The organism is Crateriforma spongiae, from assembly GCF_012290005.1.
In the GTDB taxonomy this organism is placed as follows: Bacteria; Planctomycetota; Planctomycetia; order Pirellulales; family Pirellulaceae; genus Crateriforma; species Crateriforma spongiae.
Genome location: NZ_JAAXMS010000008.1, coordinates 46,771 through 63,528, shown reverse-complemented (window position 1 = coordinate 63,528; position 16,758 = coordinate 46,771). Strand labels below are relative to the sequence as shown.

General features: G+C 58.4%; 15 protein-coding genes. 12 read left to right on the top strand and 3 right to left on the bottom strand.

All coding sequences use genetic code 11. The features are described 5' to 3' along the window. Window positions 1-66: 66 nt before the first annotated feature. Complete coding sequence (locus HFP54_RS20085) at window positions 67-1,476, bottom strand: Lpg1974 family pore-forming outer membrane protein (protein ID WP_235952102.1); 1,410 nt, start codon at window positions 1,474-1,476, stop codon at window positions 67-69. 416 nt (window positions 1,477-1,892) lie between these two features. After that, complete coding sequence (locus tag HFP54_RS20080) at window positions 1,893-2,630, bottom strand: sensor histidine kinase (RefSeq protein WP_145292687.1); 738 nt, start codon at window positions 2,628-2,630, stop codon at window positions 1,893-1,895. A gap of 137 nt (window positions 2,631-2,767) precedes the next feature. Between HFP54_RS20080 and HFP54_RS20075 the strand changes: the two genes are divergently transcribed. Then, on the top strand, window positions 2,768-3,421 hold the full coding sequence (locus tag HFP54_RS20075; RefSeq protein WP_146416317.1) for a hypothetical protein: 654 nt from the start codon (window positions 2,768-2,770) through the stop codon (window positions 3,419-3,421). A 131-nt stretch (window positions 3,422-3,552) separates the two neighbouring features. Next, the gene (locus HFP54_RS20070; RefSeq protein WP_168566543.1) at window positions 3,553-4,812 is read left to right on the top strand and encodes an LL-diaminopimelate aminotransferase; all 1,260 of its coding nucleotides are present in this window, start codon (window positions 3,553-3,555) and stop codon (window positions 4,810-4,812) included. Window positions 4,813-5,096: 284 nt separating this feature from the next. Here HFP54_RS20070 and rpsT read toward each other — a convergent pair whose 3' ends face one another. After that, window positions 5,097-5,366, bottom strand: a complete 270-nt coding sequence (gene rpsT / locus HFP54_RS20065; RefSeq protein WP_145292693.1) for a 30S ribosomal protein S20 — start codon at window positions 5,364-5,366, stop codon at window positions 5,097-5,099. A 362-nt stretch (window positions 5,367-5,728) separates the two neighbouring features. Between rpsT and cobA the strand changes: the two genes are divergently transcribed. The 10 genes from cobA (at window position 5,729) to HFP54_RS20015 (ending at window position 16,727) form a co-directional block, all read left to right on the top strand. Further along, the gene (gene cobA / locus HFP54_RS20060) at window positions 5,729-7,276 is read left to right on the top strand and encodes a uroporphyrinogen-III C-methyltransferase (RefSeq protein WP_315853944.1); all 1,548 of its coding nucleotides are present in this window, start codon (window positions 5,729-5,731) and stop codon (window positions 7,274-7,276) included. After that, entirely contained in the window at window positions 7,260-7,646 is a 387-nt protein-coding gene (locus HFP54_RS20055) for a group I truncated hemoglobin (protein WP_146416314.1), read from the top strand. Before cobA ends, HFP54_RS20055 begins: the two co-directional genes overlap by 17 nt. Continuing rightward, window positions 7,647-8,000: a carboxymuconolactone decarboxylase family protein gene (locus HFP54_RS20050; protein WP_197138447.1), complete on the top strand. Its 354-nt coding sequence runs from the start codon at window positions 7,647-7,649 to the stop codon at window positions 7,998-8,000. 70 nt (window positions 8,001-8,070) lie between these two features. Beyond that, window positions 8,071-9,846, top strand: coding sequence for a molybdopterin-binding protein (locus HFP54_RS20045; protein WP_168566541.1), 1,776 nt, complete (start codon window positions 8,071-8,073; stop codon window positions 9,844-9,846). A gap of 237 nt (window positions 9,847-10,083) precedes the next feature. After that, window positions 10,084-11,178 (top strand): isocitrate/isopropylmalate dehydrogenase family protein, encoded by a 1,095-nt coding sequence (locus HFP54_RS20040; RefSeq protein ID WP_168566540.1) that lies wholly within the window; start codon window positions 10,084-10,086, stop codon window positions 11,176-11,178. Then, window positions 11,175-12,116 (top strand): 3-hydroxyacyl-CoA dehydrogenase family protein, encoded by a 942-nt coding sequence (locus HFP54_RS20035; protein ID WP_168566539.1) that lies wholly within the window; start codon window positions 11,175-11,177, stop codon window positions 12,114-12,116. Before HFP54_RS20040 ends, HFP54_RS20035 begins: the two co-directional genes overlap by 4 nt. Before the next feature lie 194 nt (window positions 12,117-12,310). After that, on the top strand, window positions 12,311-13,603 hold the full coding sequence (locus HFP54_RS20030; protein WP_168566538.1) for an MFS transporter: 1,293 nt from the start codon (window positions 12,311-12,313) through the stop codon (window positions 13,601-13,603). Further along, complete coding sequence (locus HFP54_RS20025; RefSeq protein WP_168566537.1) at window positions 13,600-14,631, top strand: Gfo/Idh/MocA family protein; 1,032 nt, start codon at window positions 13,600-13,602, stop codon at window positions 14,629-14,631. Before HFP54_RS20030 ends, HFP54_RS20025 begins: the two co-directional genes overlap by 4 nt. Then, window positions 14,628-15,266: a cyclase family protein gene (locus tag HFP54_RS20020; protein ID WP_168566536.1), complete on the top strand. Its 639-nt coding sequence runs from the start codon at window positions 14,628-14,630 to the stop codon at window positions 15,264-15,266. The genes HFP54_RS20025 and HFP54_RS20020 overlap by 4 nt, the downstream gene beginning before the upstream one ends. 57 nt (window positions 15,267-15,323) lie before the next feature. After that, window positions 15,324-16,727: a four-carbon acid sugar kinase family protein gene (locus HFP54_RS20015; protein ID WP_168566535.1), complete on the top strand. Its 1,404-nt coding sequence runs from the start codon at window positions 15,324-15,326 to the stop codon at window positions 16,725-16,727. The last annotated feature ends 31 nt before the right edge of the window (window positions 16,728-16,758 follow it).

Below are 16,758 nucleotides of genomic sequence, written 5' to 3'. Positions count from 1 at the left end.
GTCATCTTTGATCGGCAATGTGACGGTGATTCGTCGCGTTGCCGATCTTGCAATCATCCGGGGGCATCAGAAGCTAAGTCCGGCGCCCAGCGTGATGCCGTCCAATCCGATGGTGCTGTGCGAATCAACCGGTCCGCCAGCGTCGAACCACACTTGGGTTTCATACCCGGCACGCACGAACATGCCTGCACGGCGACCAATCGATTGGCCGAACTGGATGCCGAGGCCCATTTCCAAGTTCGTCAGGATTTCGCGTTGTTCGGCGATGTCGACCAACTCGGTCGTGTAAGCGCCTTTCATCTCGTAGATGTACTGCTCGGTTTCTGCCATTAGCAGCGAACCACGCAAGTTGCCGTAAAGCGAGAATCGTGACTTCCACAACGGTTGTGTGAACATCATCGAAACGGTCGGTCCGACGCCGCGGAACGACAAATCGTTGGTGACGATTTCTTCCAGCGTGCCATCGGGCAGGTAAACGCGGGCGTGAAGGTTTTGTTCCATCTCCGCCAATCGCAAACCGAAGCCCATGCGTGCACGCATCGCACACCATTCAAACAGGTGTGTCGCTTCCAAGTCCAACGACTGCAGTTCCAAGCGGTGTGACGACGTCAACGTTTCGCCGATCGCGTCGGCGTAGGCGTTGCGGGCCAAGTTGCCGCCGGCACCATAGACTTCCACGTAAACTGGAACCTGTCCGGCGGCGGCGGTGAATTGCTCGATGTCTGCTTCGTCCTCGTAGCGGAAATACGTGGCGCGAAATCCATTGCCGCGGCAGTTTTCCCATCCGAGCCAGACGCGGGGTGAAAAGTCATAGCTGTAATCAAACGGGACCAGGCGGTTGCCCACCGGCGGGTCGATGATCATTGCCACGTTTTGGTCGAAGTGGGCGCGAAGCCACAAAAATTCAAAGCCGCCGTAAAAGCCGGACAGCGAAAACCGCGGGCGATAAATCGGTTGGGGGGCCGGGGCGCACGCGGCTCCGTAACCATAACCGCCGGTCGGATATGCGTTGCCCGCGATGATGGAACCGCCATACCCGCCGCCATAGACACCGCCACCGTATGGTCCGCCGACGCCGACTCCGGCCGATCCGCACGCCCCAGACCCGGTCATGACGCTTCCGGCCATGGCAGATCCGGTCACCGTGGGGCCGACGCCGGCCGACGCGCCGCCGCTGATCATGCCCGGCGTGGCGGTGATGCTGCCACCATAGGCACCGATCGACGAATCGCCGGTCGAACAGCCTGGCCCCGGCGACACCACGTGTGGTGACGTGACGTAGGGTGATGGCTGGGAATAGTTTGGGCCGTAGGTCATCACCGACGGCCCGGTGTTGCATCCGCATCCGGAGCGACTGTTGGCAAGAAAGGTTTGCCAGTCCGAGGGCGCGGCGGGATGGTTCGCGCTGCAAGCCAGGCTACCGAGGCCAAAGACGGCCAGTGCCGGCAGGATCCTGGCAAAGAACTTCATGTTCATGCTTGCCTTCCAATGGAGCGAGCGTTGTGCGGGTTGGTCTTTCGCTGTCCGTATCGGGCAGCGGCGATCCGCGTGGCAACGCCATCGTTTCGGCACCTTCAAGCACGAACAATCCGCACAAAGCGTCCGATGCGCGGAATCTTCGCTGCCAAACCTCTTCACAACGACCGCTTGGGTGTCAGCAATCTGACAGCGGCATCGGGATTACACCGACCAATCGATCCGAAGCAAACGAATGTGACGAGTTTGCGGTGATCGCTTCGGCTCCGGTGCGACGTTTTGTACCAAGCGGTGCAGGCAAATTATCCCGACCGAAAAAGGATGGATTTCACTTTGCCCGTGGCGGAAAGCACCGGTTGTAATGGTTGTCACGCCCGGGGCACGCCGCACTTGGTGTCCGGGCCACAACCGCGACGTTACGAAGCGGTGCCGCTCAGCCGTGGTGGAACGGGGAATTCCAGCGTGAACTTGGTGCCCCGTCCGATCTCACTTTGCACGCTGATTCGGCCACCATGCGCTTCGATGATCTTCCGTGCCGTAGGCAGTCCCAGGCCGCTGCCGCCTTCCTTGGTGCTGTAGAACGGTTCGAACATGTGCATGACGGTGTTGTCTTCCAAGCCGCATCCGTTGTCGATCAAATCCAAAGCGACGCCGCCGCGAGTGGTGTAGGTGCGGGCCCAGAGTTCGCCGCCTTCGTCCATCGCTTCCAATGCATTTTTGACCAAGTTGATCAATGCGGATTGAAGCGAATCGCTGTGCAGCAAGATGGCGGGAAGGTCCGGATCCAAATACTCGTGGATGCGGATGTGCCCGGCATCGGCTTGAGCTTGGTAGGCCTTCAGCACACGGATCACTTGGTCGTTCAGGCTGCCGGGGACCAAGTCGATGTCGCGCAGACGAGCGTAACGAAGAAAGTCCCGCAGCAATGCCTCCATTCGCTCGCACTGATCGCGCACCATGTCGACACGGTCTTGGCAGCGTCTGGATTCGGCGCCATCCAGTTCTGCCAAGTCTTCGCTTAGCAGGTCGATGTTCATGTGGATGATCGACAGCGGATTCTTGATTTCATGGGCCAGCGATCCGGCCAGCTCGGCAAGCTCTTCGTACTGGCTGCGCAGTTGATCGGTCGAGGTCTGCGGATCGGACGGGGCCATGGTCGCTGCGTGCCTGGAATGAATGGTGGGGCGAGCGTGGGAGTGTCAATTCGAGTAAGGTGGTGGCCGGTCGTCAACCGAATGCCGGTGGGCGACGGTTCGTCTGTCCGGCTCGCGTCGGTTCCTGGTGCCGTTCGATGTCTGTTCCCGACACGCCGCTGAATCCTTATGCCGTGTCCAACGTCGAGGACGCGGATCAGATCGGCCAGCATTTGGCGGTTCCCGATGACGGTTCTTTCGATCCGCAAGTGGTCAGTACGACGGGCGTGCTGTTGGGATCGATCGGTGCGACGACCACCGCGGGGGCGCTGTTCGGCGCGCTATTGGCCATGGTCACGATCGGCTTTGCCTTGGTCCGAAATGACCCCGGCGAATTGGCGATCATCGTTGTCTACGGAATGATCGCGATCGTCATCGGTGGCCTGATCGCTTGTTTGGGTTCGTTGCCCGCGATGCTCTGTTGTTGGGGGCTGACGCGTCCGCTACGGTCGACAGTCGGACGCTGGACTGCGGCGTCGATTCGCGCCCAGTACATCGGGACCGGTACACTTGCGGGCTGGTTGTCGCTGACCGTGTTGTCCGGATTTGAAGGCTGGTTCGCGGTCGTTTCGCTGGTGCCCGCGGTTGTCGGTGCCGTCGTAACGGGAATTTTGGGCGAACGCAAACTTCGTCGAATTCGAACGATTCATCAACGGCTGGCTGGCCAGAACGGGACCACCGGACCGCTGCCCGTCCTGGATCCGACCGAGTCGGCCGCGGCGACTGACGGCAATCCACTGACCGGCGGCTAGTATCCCCTGGGCGGAAGCTCGGCACGTAATAGACTGAGGGCTTCTCTCGTCGTCTCGGGCGATCGACGGCCTCGCGTGGGTCGGTCCTGCCCCGATTTGTGACATCCCCCCGATTCAAAACCATGGCTGCCATGTCGACCGCTTCTTCCGAATCCGTTGCCGCCGACCCGTATTTCCAGGAACTCTTTGCCGATCGAATCGGCGGAAACAAGTACGGCAAAGACACCGAGATCTACAAGTTCGAAAAGATCAAACGTGCCAAGCGAAAAGCCCTGGCGGACCATCCCGACCGAAAGTTGCTGGATTTTGGGATCGGCGAAAACGACTCGATGGCCGATTCGGCGGTCCGCGAGGTCATGCGTCAGGAGATCGACAAAACGGAAAACCGTGGCTATGCCGACAACGGTGTCGGCGAATACAAGGAAGCCGCGGCGCGGTTCATGCAACGCAACTTTGGTGTCGAACTTGATCCGGCCAGCCAGATCAATCACTGCATCGGCAGCAAGCCCGCGTATGCGATGTTGCCAGCGGTTTTCATCAACCCCGGCGATGTGACGCTGATGACCGTCCCCGGGTATCCGGTCGCCGGGACCCACACCCGGTACTACGGCGGCGATGTCTTCAAGCTGCCGCTGTTGCCCGAAAACGGATTCCTGCCAGATTTGGACGCGGTGCCCGATGACATCTATCGTCGGGCCAAACTGTTGGTGATCAACTATCCCAATTCACCGACCGGGCGAACCGCGCCGCCGGAGTTTTTCGAGAAAGTGGTTCGTCTGGCCAAAGAGAAGCAGTTTGTCGTCGTCCACGATGCCGCCCACATCTTGTTGACCTTTGACGGCCCGCCCCGCAGTTTTCTGCAGACTCCCGGGGCGATGGACGTCGGCGTCGAAGTTCATTCGATGAGCAAAGGATACGACATGATCGGTTGGCGGATGGGATTCGTCGCCGGGCACCCGCGAATCGTTTCCGCTTTCGCCGATGTCAAAGACAACAGCGACAGCGGTCAATTCATCGCCACCCAAAAAGCGGCCGCCGCGGCACTGGACGACGATTCAATCCCCCAGCGGATTCGCGAAAAGTATCGCCGCCGGATGGAAAAGTTGGTTGCCGTGCTGAAGGACTGTGGCTTCGAATGCGAAATGCCCGGCGGAACCTATTTCCTGTACACCAAGGCGCCCACCGGAACGGAATCAGGCGAAACCTTTGCCAAGGCCGAAGACGCCACACGACACCTGATCGAACAGTTCGGGATCGTCACCGTGCCTTGGGACGACGCGGGCAGCTATCTGAGATTCAGCGTGACCTACGTCGCGGAGACGGAAGCCGACGAAGATACATTGATGCAGGAAACCAAGCGACGGCTGAGCGACGCGGCGTTGGTCTTCTGACCGTCGATCGAGGCTTTTGAGGAGTCGAGCTTTTTGGGAGTCGACCTTTCGCCTCCCGTGATGTTTCGCCCCCCTTGCGTTGCAACCGGTGCTGGCGGGTTGCCGCCGGCGCTTTTCACGCGATGTGGCGGCGAAGGAATTTCGCCGGCGCAGCAAAAAAGCCGACCCATTTTTGCGTCCGCCAGGGGCAGGAAGCGTTCGAGTCGGCTGATCGTTGCTGTTGATCGCGGTCGAATGGGGAAGCTGAAGAGCTTCCGGGCGTCGCGAGCGACGGATGCCGGGACTTAGGCGGCGGTGACGGTTTTCACCAATTTGTTCAGGCGTGCCTTGGTGCGTGCCGCAGCGTTGCGATGGATCAAATTCTTGGCGGCTGCCTGATCCAGTTGCTTCTGTGCAACGCGGTAGGCGGTTTGCGCGTCATCACCGTTGCCCGCCTTGACCGCTTCGCGGACTTTACGGATCGAGGTACGCACGGTGCTGCGAGCCGCACGGTTTCGCAGACGGCGGGTCTCGTTTTGACGAAGTCGTTTCTTGGCGCTGGCGGTATTTGGCATTTGTGTTGGAAGAAGGAAGGCGTTTGACGTTTTTCTTGGTCAACATCGGCGGAGCAAGCCCCAGAGTATGCCAATCGCCGGCCGACCTGTCCATAGCTTTCGCGATTCGCCCGCAAAGAAGACGGCACGGGACGATGGCGGGGTGGCGATCCAGCCAATCACGACTGGTGGGGACGACCCTGACAACGCATAACTTATCGGTTATGAGCCCTGATCCGAATCGGAACCGACCCCCGCAACCCGAAACGCCGCCACCAGCCGCCGCCCACGGCGTTGATCCGAGTGCGGCTGCTGGCGCTGTTCGCCCGATCGCGAATTGCGATGATCGCCGGCGGTGCGACGCGGATTCGGCCGACTGGCAGGTGGCCTTGGTTGGTGCCGGATGCGGTGACCCAGGGCTGCTGACGCTTCGTGGTCGCGATGCCCTGGCCTGCTGTGACGTCGTTTTGTTCGATGGTCTGGCCAATGCAGATCTTTTGCGTCATGTCCGTCCATCGGCCACCCAGATTTGTGTCGGCAAACACGGCCAATCGCGGATTTGGTCCCAGAATGAAATCAACGCTGAAATTGTCCGCCATGCTTCGGCGGGCCTGCGCGTCGTGCGGCTGAAGGGGGGCGATCCGGCGGTGTTCGCTCGAACCGGCGAGGAAATTCAGGCCGTGCGATCGGCGGGGCTGCGGTTCACGATCGTTCCAGGGATCACCGCCGCGTTGGCGGCCGGGTCCTACGCCGGCATTCCGATTACCCACCGCGGCGTCGCATCGGCGGTTGCCTTGGTCACGGGGCACGAAGAGCCCGGTAAGCCACAGTCCGCACTGGATTGGCCTGCCCTGGCCCGATTTCCGGGCACGTTGGTGATCTACATGGGCGTGACCACGGCAAAGGTCTGGTCCGAATCTCTGATTGCCGGGGGCAAGCCGGCCGATACGCCGGTGGCGATCGTACGGCGTTGCAGTCTGGCCGATCAGCAGGTGATTCATTGTCGCTTGGACGAAGTCGCCGACCGTCTGGCACCCGGGCAACGAATTCGCCCGCCTGTGATTTCGATCGTGGGCGATGTCACACGTCTGGCCGAAACGATGTCTTGGTTCGATCGTCGCCCTTTGTTCGGAAAACGCGTGCTGGTGACGCGGCCTCAAAGCAAAAACGACACGCTGGTTCAGCGGTTGTCGGCTTTGGGAGCCGATGTTCGTCACCAACCCGCGATCGCGGTCGGCGCGTTGGATGACCCGACGGACCTGGATCAGGCGATCGACCAGCTGGAACGACAAGATTTTCTGGTCTTCTGCAGCGTCCACGGGGTGGAGTTTTTTTTGGATCGGTTCTACCAGCAGCACGACGTTCGAAAGCTTGCGGGCCTACGGATTGCCGCGGTCGGAAGAAAAACGGCCCAGGCACTTCGCGGGCATCGAATCCATGCTGATCTGGTTCCCAACGATTACACCGGCGACGCGTTGGTGGACTTGTTGGTCGACCAGAAGCTGTCGCGTGGGCTGGTCGTCCGCGCCAGTCGTGGCAACGACGCATGGGTCCAACGGCTGTGCGAATTGGGTGTCAATGTGTCGCAGGTGGCTGCGTACCGCAACGAAGATGTGCAAGATTGGCCGTCGTCGGTGTGCGATGATGTCCATAGTGGTCGGATCGACTGGGTGACGGTCACCAGCAGCGCGACGGCGCGTTCGGTGGATCGATTGCTCGGCCACCGCTGGGGAAAACTTAAAGTGGCGGCTCTCAGCCCCGTGACGGCGGACACGTTGTCGCAGTTGGGGGTGCGCCCCGATGTGGTGGCCGATCCATACACGATGGACGCGCTTGCGGACGCAATCGCACACTTCGAAACCAACGTCTCGGCTAAAATGGACGCGGGGTCCGATCAACCATCAGGGGAATCCGATGAACGGCGAAACTAACCAACAACTGTTTGAACGGATCGGTGGCCCCGATCAGATGAAGGCGATCGTCGACGACATGTACGCTCGTGTGTTGACCGATCCGGAACTGGCGCATTTTTTTGCCGACACGTCGATGGAGCGGTTGAAGAAGATGCAGTTTCAGTTCTTGGCGTCCGCGTTCGACGGACCGGTCGAATACACCGGCGCCGAATTGACCAAGGTGCACGCCGGTCGCGGCATCATGGCTTATCACTTTGCCAAGTTTTGCGGCCACTTTGCCGATGCGATGGAAGCCCACGGGATTGAAAAGGTCGATATCGATCTGGCGCTTGCTCGTTTGGCGATCTACAAGGACCGAGTCACCGGCGACACCAACGTGGACGGCTGAATGATTCCCAAACGCTATAAGCAGATGCACCAGGACCATCCCGAGTTCATGCGTGCCTACGAATCGTTGGGCAAAGCCGCGCGGGAAGCCGGACCGCTTTCGGATCGCGAAGTCGCTTTGGTCAAGCTGGCCATTTCTTTGGGGGCCGGATTGGAAGGCGCCGCGCATTCCCATTGTCGAAAGGCGCTGGAAGCGGGATGCCGCCCGGATGATCTTCGGCATGTCGCGATGCTGTCCGCACCGACGATCGGTTTTCCCACCATGATGCGTGCCAAGTCTTGGGTCGAAGACGTCTTGGCAAAACACGAATCGCTGTCCGCGAGCGATGGCGATTCACCCACGTCCACCTCCTAGGCGTGTGAGGCTCATGGCCGCGACGGACTCGTGTTCCCAGGCCCGGGATTCGGATGAATTATTTCCGGTCGTGGGTGCCGTGCTTTGTGGTGGGCGGTCGTCGCGTTTGGGGACGGATAAGTTTGCCCTGCGTCATCCCAGTGGGCCCACGCTGTTGCAACACGCTTGCCGGCGGCTGGCGGCGTTGACTTCATCGGTCGCCGTCGTTGGTGGTGGCGACGCTGATCCCGATTTCCTGGCTTTGCCCGATGCTGCTGATGATCAAGGTCCGGTCGCGGGCATCGTCGCGGCGCTTCGCTGGGCCAAGTCGCAAAACGCCGCAGGTTGTCTCGTCACTCCGGTGGACATGCCCAGTTTGATGGTCGCCGATCTGGCCGCATTGTTGGGCCTTTGGAAACGAAACGCATCACAGCCGGCGTGTCTCGTTCATGCCGACGACGGACGGGTACAACCGCTGGTCGGTGTTTATCCGATCGCTGTTTTGGACCAGTTGCAGGCTTTGCTTCACACGCCACACCGTAGTCTGTCTCGCTGGCTGAACCGGCATCCTTTCGATTCGCTGGTGCTGTCCGCCGATCGAATGGTCAACATCAACCGGCCACAGGACTGGCAAGCTTTTCTTCAATCCTTCCGATCTAGCATGAACGCAAACCTCCGCTTTCAAACACCCGGCCAAGCCATTGATGCTGTTGCCGATCGCTTGTCGGTCGTTTCGGTGGATCAAACCGTCGATGACGTTTGCGGTCGTGTGTTGGCGTCCGACGTGACGGCCGATCGCGACAGCCCGGCGGCCGATGTGTCCGCGATGGATGGCTACGCCCTTCGCGAAGAAGATCGAAAACAAGGCGTTGCACTGGAGATTTCAGGTCACGCGATGCCCGGAAGTCCGCCGCCCCGCATCGCGCCCAGGTGCGTGGTAAAGATCTTCACTGGTGCGGTGGTACCCGACGAAGCGGATTTGGTCATTCGCCGCGAAGATGTGATCGAATCCGAGCATTCAATCGTGCTGGCGGATGCGGCGATGGCGTGCCCCGCGGGAGCAAACATTCGACGCGCCGGTGAAAACGTTCCTTGTGGTGGACCTGTGTTGTCCCGCGGCCAGTTGATTCGGTCGCCACAGCGGGCCGCCTTGGAAAATGTTGGCGTCGATCGCCCGCCGGTCTATCGTCGTGTCCGTGTCACCGTGATCACCACGGGTGACGAATTGGTCAATGCATCCCAATCGCCGCTGAAACCATGGCAGATTCGCAACAGCAACCAAGCGGCATTGGTTGCAGCGCTTCGGCCACACCGGTGGATCGATTTGGCAAACCCCCTTCACGCGATCGACGATCCTGAAACGCTTCGCCAAACCGTTGATCAAGCGATCCATGACAGCGACGCGGTCTTATTGACCGGCGGTGTTTCGGCCGGCGATCACGATTACGTTCCCGCGATCGTTCGCCAACTTGGCGCAGACGTGGTCTTTCACAAATTGCCCATTCGCCCGGGCAAACCGATTTTGGCCGCCGTGTCGGAACAGGGGAAGCTGATTGTCGGACTGCCCGGCAACCCCGTCAGTGCCACAATGGGATGTCGGCGATTCGTTCAACCTTGGCTGTCGAAAATGGCTGGCATCGCCGATTGGACGCCGTCGCCGCCGTCGGTGCACTTACAGTCCCCGGGGACAAAGACTTTGCCGCTGCACTGGATGCGTGGTGTGCGTCTGATCGCACCGGGGCTGGCCGTCCCCGTCGTCGGTCGTGGTTCCGGTGACTTGGTCGCGTTGGGCCAGACTGACGGATTCGTTGAACTGCCGCCCGATGCTTCCGGCGAAGGTCCATGGCCGTTTTTCGGTTGGGCATGATTCCATTGGGTGTTCGCCACGCCGGGCGTGTTCATGCGACTATGATTGCGGCATCGCGTGAGTTCCGGCGACCTGTTCTCGGCATACTTCAAGGGTGAACCGCGGGTTGGATAAGACGCCGGACGACGTGTTGCGGATACGTCGAAGTCCTTGCCGTTTCGGCCGCGTGTGGGCATGCTAAGACGACTCCCGAAACGCCCTCCCGCCTTCGTTTATTCCAGCCTTATTAACATTTCTATGACCAAGACGTTTCACATTGTCGTCCTCGGTGGCGATGGCATCGGACCCGAGGTATGTGATCAGTCGGTTCGGCTGTTGCAACAGATGCAGCCGCATTTGGACGGCGTTGAATTCCACTTGGATCCGCATGACGTCGGTGTGGGCGAATACCAGCGCAGCGGTGAAGCATTGCCTGATTCGGCTTTCGAAGCCTGCTTGGCATCCGATGCAGTCTTATTGGGCGCGATGGGCTTACCAAATGTCCGGTATCCCAACGGCAAAGAGATCGCGCCGCAACTTGATCTGCGCGAACGATTGCAGCTGTACGGTGGAGTTCGTCCGATTCAGTTGTTTCATGAATCCGACACGCCGCTGAAAAATTATGGTGCCGGCGACATCGACTTTGTCCTGGTTCGTGAAAGCACCGAAGGGCTTTTTTATGGTCGTGACGCGGTCGCCGATCTGTCGGCCGATGAAGCCACCAATCAATTGCGAATTTCCAGACAGGCTTCCGAGCGAGTTTGTCGGTTGTCGTTTGAATTGGCACGACGACGTGGCGGCAAGAAGAAGGTGTCGCTGATTGATAAGGCCAATGTTCTGTCGACGATGGTCTATTTCCGACACATTTTCGACGAAGTCGCCAAGGATTTCCCCGATGTGACCGCCGAACACATCTACGTCGACGCGATGGCGTTGTTCATGGTTCGACGCCCGCATGACTTTGACGTGATGGTGACCGAAAACATGTTCGGTGACATCTTGTCGGACCTGGCCGCCGGCATCGTTGGCGGAATGGGCATGGCCCCGTCGGGCGACATTGGTGACAACGCCGCCGTCTTTCAACCATCCCACGGATCTGCACCCGACATTGCCGGCCGTTCGCTTGCCAATCCGATCGCCATGCATCTTTCGACCGCGATGATGTTGGACTGGCTGGACCATCCGGAAGCCAAACGCGGTGCCGAAGCGCTGAAGGCGGCCGTTGCCGACGTTTTGAGCGATCCCAATCAGCGTACCGCCGACATGGGCGGAAAACTGTCCACGGTGGAAATCACCGACCGAATCGCACGGTCACTGGATCGGCAACTTCAAAGTCAAGGATCAACGGCGTGAATCTGGACGACATCCAGACGATCGCGATCGCCGGCATCGGTCAGATGGGAACCGCATGCGCGGTGGCTTTCCGACGTGCCGGGTATCGAGTCCTGTTGTGGGGCCGCAATGCGGAAAAGCTTGCTGCCGTCCAGCCGACGCTTCAGCAGATGGATCAATGGTGCGACCAGAACAGCGACGACCCGGTCGTTTCCGGCGGCCGAATCGATTGCCAAGACGACGTAGCGATCCTGGATCGCGAAGCCGATGTCGTCCTGGACTGCGTCGTCGAAGTCATGGATGACAAAGTCGATGTGCTGCAAAAGTTCTCGTCCGCGGCACGTCGTGACGTCCTGTTTTTGTCGGCAACCAGTGCATTGTCGGTCACGGAAATGGCCGCCCGTGCGAAGGTGACCGAGTTGTTGGTGGGGGCACATTTCTGGAACCCTCCGCATCTGATTCCCGTCGTGGAAATGGTTCGCGGTACGGACACGCCCGAGTCAAAAGTTCAATTGGCTTGTGACCTGATGCAGCGGATCGGAAAGATACCGATCGTATGCAAGGACGTTCCTGGGTTTGTGGGCAATCGGTTGTTGCATGCGATGTGGCGGGAAGCACTGCATATGATCGATGAACAAGTGTGTTCGCCCGCAGACATCGATCGTATCACGCGATTGACCTTTGCCCTGCGCCTGCCCTTGCTGGGACCGATCGAAAACATGGACTACGTCGGGTTGGACGCGACCGAGCGTTTGCAGCGGTTCATGGCACCGCGATTGTGTAGTCAGACAACGCCTGCACGGTGTCTGACTGAAAAGACCCGGTCGGGTGACTTGGGCGTCAAGTCGGGTAAAGGCTTCTACGATTGGTCCGAACGAGACATCGATCAAGTCATCCGCAAACGTGATCAACAAGTCGTCCAACAACTGAAATGGCTGAAGGAAATGGGCGAACTGTAAGATTTATTGTGCGCAATACGACGGCAGCATCACAAAAATGGTCCTGCCGAAAGTGGCAAGCCGTGATTGCCGTTCGATGATTGCCCTGACATTACTCAATTCTTTGTTGGGCAGATCGATGCCCAACCCATGACCTGCGACGGTATGGTTATCATTCCGATGCTCGTTCAATGTTTCGTTATTGGTTCTAGTCGATGCCCACACGCTTCTTTCTGATCTTTGGTGCGTTTCTAGTCTCGGTTTTGATGTGGGTGGACCGCGCCTGTATTTCTGCCGCGAAAGAAGACATGGCGACGGACCTGGGGTTTTCGGATCAGCAGATGGGCTGGGTCATGTCCGCCTTTGCCTTGGGGTATGCCCTGTTCCAAGTCCCCAGTGGTAAGCTTGCCGATCGGTTCGGACCACGTCGGGTGATGACGGTGGTTTGCCTCGTTTGGTCAGCATTTACGGCGTTGACCGGCGTGGTGCGTGGGCTGGCGCCGATGATCGGACTGCGGTTCTTTTTTGGAATGGGAGAAGCGGGGGGGTATCCAACGCTGGCCAGGGCTTTCACGTCTTGGTTGCCGATGAACGAACGTGGCATCACCAATTCCATCAGCTTTTCCGGCGGTCGCTTGGGAGCCGCCTTGGCGATGCCAGGGGTCGTCTGGCTGATTCATACGCTGGGCGGATGGCAGCAAACCTTTTGGTTCTTCGGCGCCCTGGGGATCGGGTTTGCGGTGATGTGGTTCTTGCTGTTTCGTGACCTTCCGGAAAACCATTTTGCCGTATCCGAGGCGGAAGCCAAACATATTGTTCATTCGCGTTCGCCTAAGCGTGATAATGAAAATGGCAATGTTCGTTCAGCTGAAATGCCCATTCGTTTTACACAGATGTTGCAATCGCCCAACATGCTGATGCTGATGGTTCAGTATGTCGCGCATAACTTCACGTTTTTCTTCACGGTCACCTGGTTCTTTCCTTATTTGAAGGGCGAATATTCGCTGACCAGCGAACAAACCGGTCTGTATGCCGCAGCGCCGTTGTTGTGTGGCGTCGTTGGTAACTGGCTGGCCGGATTCACCGTCGACCGGTTGTACAGCCAAGGTCGATGGACGCTTTCACGTCGCTTGCCCGCGGCGATCGGTTTTGCTTTGGCAGCGATCGGAATGAGCTTGTGCGTGAACATGACCACGCCGGCAGCGGCCGTGATCTGTATGTGTGTTGCCATTTTCGGCAGTGATATGATTCTTAGCCCGTCTTGGTCGACCTGCATGGACATCGGCGGCAACAGTGCGGGTGCGGTCAGTGGGGCGATGAATATGGTTGGCAACCTGGGGGCATTTGCAACCTCATTGTCATTCCCGTACTTGCTAGCGTACTTTGACGCGCATCAACCGTTTTTCTACATCGCTGCGGCATTGAATGTGGCCGCGATCTTCATGTGGTTCCGAATTCGTCCGGACCGTTCCATGCATGAAGAACTGAATTTGAGTGCAGCATCATGAGTCAGCTTAAAGGCGCGGTCATCGGCGCCGGCTATTTCAGCCAATTTCATTATGACGCTTGGAATCGGATCTCCGACGTGGAAATTGTTGCTTGTTGTGATCGCGATTTGACACGAGCAAAGGACGCGGCACAGCAGTACGGCATCGACCATGTTTACGGCGACGTCGGCGAAATGTTGGATCGGCACGACGTTGATTTCGTCGACATCATCACGCGTCCCGACACGCACTTGCCTTTGGTGCAATTGGCGGCTGCCCGTGGTTTGGCGGTGATCTGTCAGAAGCCATTGGCCCCCACCGTAGCCGAGGCAAGAAAGTTGGTCGATGCGGCCGATCAACAGGGGGTTCGGCTGATGGTGCACGAAAACTTTCGTTTTCAGCCGTGGTACCGAGAGATCAAAAAACTCTTGGATGACGGTGCGATCGGAGACCGTTTGCACACGCTGTCATTTCGTAATCGTGCCGGCGATGGTCATGGCGATGATGCCTATCTTGCCAGACAGCCGTACTTTCAAACGATGGAACAGTTCTTGATCTTTGAGGCTGGGATTCACACGATCGACACCTTTCGTTACTTGGGCGGCGAAATCACCCAAGCGTGGTGTTGGCACCGAAAACTGAATCCGGTGATCGCCGGCGAAGATACCGCCATCGGCGTGTTCCGTTTTCAGGAGGGTGCGACGGGACTATACGATGCAAATCGTTACAACGAATCGACGGCAGACAATCCACGATACACGTTCGGGGACGTCTTGGTCGAAGGAAACAGCGGATCGATTCGGCTTTATGACGATGGTCGTCTGACAATACAGCGGCTTGGTCAAAAGGAAACGCCCCACGACTATTCACCCAGTCGTCATGGGTTTGCCGGCGATTGTGTCTTTGCGACCCAGGAACACTTCGTCCAGAATCTTTTGTCGGGCCAACCGTTCGAAACCGATGGCCCCAGTTACCTGAAAAGCTTGGCCGTCCAAGAAGCGATGTATGCGTCGTCGCAATCCGGGTGCTGGGAGTCGACCGAACGATGAAGATCATCGATTTAACACTGACGCTGCAGCCTGGGATGCGTGGTGTGGAATTTGAGACCAAGTACACGGTGGAACGCGACGGCTGGAACGCGCGGACGTTGCATCTGTATTCCCATTGCGGGACACACATGGATGCTCCACTGCATTTCGAGGCATCCGAGCAAACGATCGACCAAATTCCTTTGGATCGATGCATCGGTAAAGCTTGGGTTGTGGATCTATCGGACCTGCCCCCGAAGACGCCCATCGATGTGTCGCATCTGGGAGACATCGCTGAGCGGCTTCAGCCGGGCGACGCACTGTTGTTGCGGACGCTTTGGAGTCGCCACGTCGATGACGCCCAGTACTATCGCGATCATTTTCAACCCATATCACCAGAGCTCGCCCGATGGATGGTGCAACATCATGTTCGGATGGTCGGCGTGGAACCACCGTCCGTGGCTGACGTCAACGATCTTGCTGCCGTGACGCTGGTTCATCAGATCTTGTTGGGTGGCGACGTCATTATTGTCGAAGGTTTGACAAATCTGGACGCGATCCCGGGACCGTCGTGTACGTTTGCCGCACTGCCCTTGAAGATTCACGGTGGCGATGGTGCGCCGTGTCGGGCCTTCGCAATGGTCGACGATGAATGATCACCTGCATTGTGAATGCCTGGGACGCACCGTAACAGCTTTTCGAAACGACCGACCATGACGATCAATCTACAAAAGGCTTTGGCGGGACTTCCGAATCCGCGAAGCGAATCGCTGTTGCCCGCGATCCGACAACACCACGAAGGAACGCGACGGAAGATCGTCGTTCTGGACGATGACCCGACGGGGACACAGACAGTTTATGACACGCCGGTATTGACCACGTGGGGTGTCGACGAATTGCTGCATGCCATGCGGGCCGACGGTGACTTATTCTATGTGTTGACCAATTCGCGGTCTTTGGTCAAACAGGACGCCGTCGATCTTGCCCGGCAGATTGGCAAAAACTTGCAGCAGGCCGCCGCGGCATCTGGAAAAGACTTTGTGTTAATTAGTCGCAGTGATTCAACACTGCGAGGACATTATCCCGCCGAGGTCGATGCCGTCGCCGCGGCAACGGACCAGCCGGACGCGATTCACGTCATTGCACCGTTCTTTTTGCAGGGCGGTCGTTACACCGTCGATGACGTTCACTATGTCGCCGACGGCGACGACTTGATACCAGCGGCGGAAACGCCTTTCGCCCAAGATGCCGCGTTTGGTTTTCAAAACAGCAACTTGATCGATTGGGTGATGGAAAAATGGTCTGGCACGATTGAACGACAGCAGATTCACTCGGTCGGTCTGGCCGACTTGCGGGCCGCCGATCTGTCGCCGGTGGTGAAGCAATTGCGTTCGTTGGCACCACGATCGGTCTGTGTGGTCAACGCGGCGGCTATGCGTGACATGGAGGCCTTTGTTTACGCGGCGTTGCAGGCCGAGTCATCTGGTCAGCGATTCATTTATCGAACGGCCGCTAGTTTTGTTCAAGCGTTCGCGGGGATGGAACCCAACCCGTTGTTACGATCCGATCAGATGGTCGATGCCAACGCAAAATCAGGACTGATCGTGGTCGGGTCATACGTGCCAAAGACGACCGGGCAACTGAACGCATTGTTGTCGGCCGAGCCGAATCTTGTCCCCGTCGTCTTGGACGTCGCGGAACTGTTGGCCGACTCCACCGATGCCTACGCCGGGTCGCTTGCCCAGCAGGTCAACGAGGCTCTGGCATCGGACCAAGATGTTGCGCTGTATTCGTCTCGACAGCTGGTCAAAGGTGATGATGCGCGATCCAGTTTATCGATCGGAAATCGCGTATCGGCCACGCTTGTGGACATTGTGCGTGGTGTTCAACAGCGACCGCGATTTTTGATTGCCAAAGGCGGAATCACCTCCAGCGATGTGGCGACCAAGGGCTTGGACGTTCACCGCGCGATGGTGTTGGGCCAAATTTTACCCGGCATTCCGGTTTGGCAACTTCAACAAGAGAGCCGTATGCCGGGTATGCCCTATGTCGTTTTTCCGGGCAACGTGGGCGGTGAATCGGCGCTACTGGATGCGTACCGGATTCTGAAACGCTGAAGCACACGGTGGTTTACCCTGTGTCGCCCTA

Coding starts and splice junctions, on each gene's coding strand:
- HFP54_RS20040 (WP_168566540.1), top strand. CDS start 10,084: ATGACCAAGACGTTTCACATTGTCGTCCTCGGTGGCGATGGCATCGGA.
- rpsT (WP_145292693.1), bottom strand. CDS start 5,366: ATGCCAAATACCGCCAGCGCCAAGAAACGACTTCGTCAAAACGAGACC.
- HFP54_RS20020 (WP_168566536.1), top strand. CDS start 14,628: ATGAAGATCATCGATTTAACACTGACGCTGCAGCCTGGGATGCGTGGT.
- HFP54_RS20030 (WP_168566538.1), top strand. CDS start 12,311: ATGCCCACACGCTTCTTTCTGATCTTTGGTGCGTTTCTAGTCTCGGTT.
- HFP54_RS20080 (WP_145292687.1), bottom strand. CDS start 2,630: ATGGCCCCGTCCGATCCGCAGACCTCGACCGATCAACTGCGCAGCCAG.
- HFP54_RS20055 (WP_146416314.1), top strand. CDS start 7,260: ATGAACGGCGAAACTAACCAACAACTGTTTGAACGGATCGGTGGCCCC.
- HFP54_RS20050 (WP_197138447.1), top strand. CDS start 7,647: ATGATTCCCAAACGCTATAAGCAGATGCACCAGGACCATCCCGAGTTC.
- HFP54_RS20015 (WP_168566535.1), top strand. CDS start 15,324: ATGACGATCAATCTACAAAAGGCTTTGGCGGGACTTCCGAATCCGCGA.
- HFP54_RS20075 (WP_146416317.1), top strand. CDS start 2,768: ATGTCTGTTCCCGACACGCCGCTGAATCCTTATGCCGTGTCCAACGTC.
- HFP54_RS20025 (WP_168566537.1), top strand. CDS start 13,600: ATGAGTCAGCTTAAAGGCGCGGTCATCGGCGCCGGCTATTTCAGCCAA.
- HFP54_RS20085 (WP_235952102.1), bottom strand. CDS start 1,476: ATGAACATGAAGTTCTTTGCCAGGATCCTGCCGGCACTGGCCGTCTTT.
- HFP54_RS20070 (WP_168566543.1), top strand. CDS start 3,553: ATGTCGACCGCTTCTTCCGAATCCGTTGCCGCCGACCCGTATTTCCAG.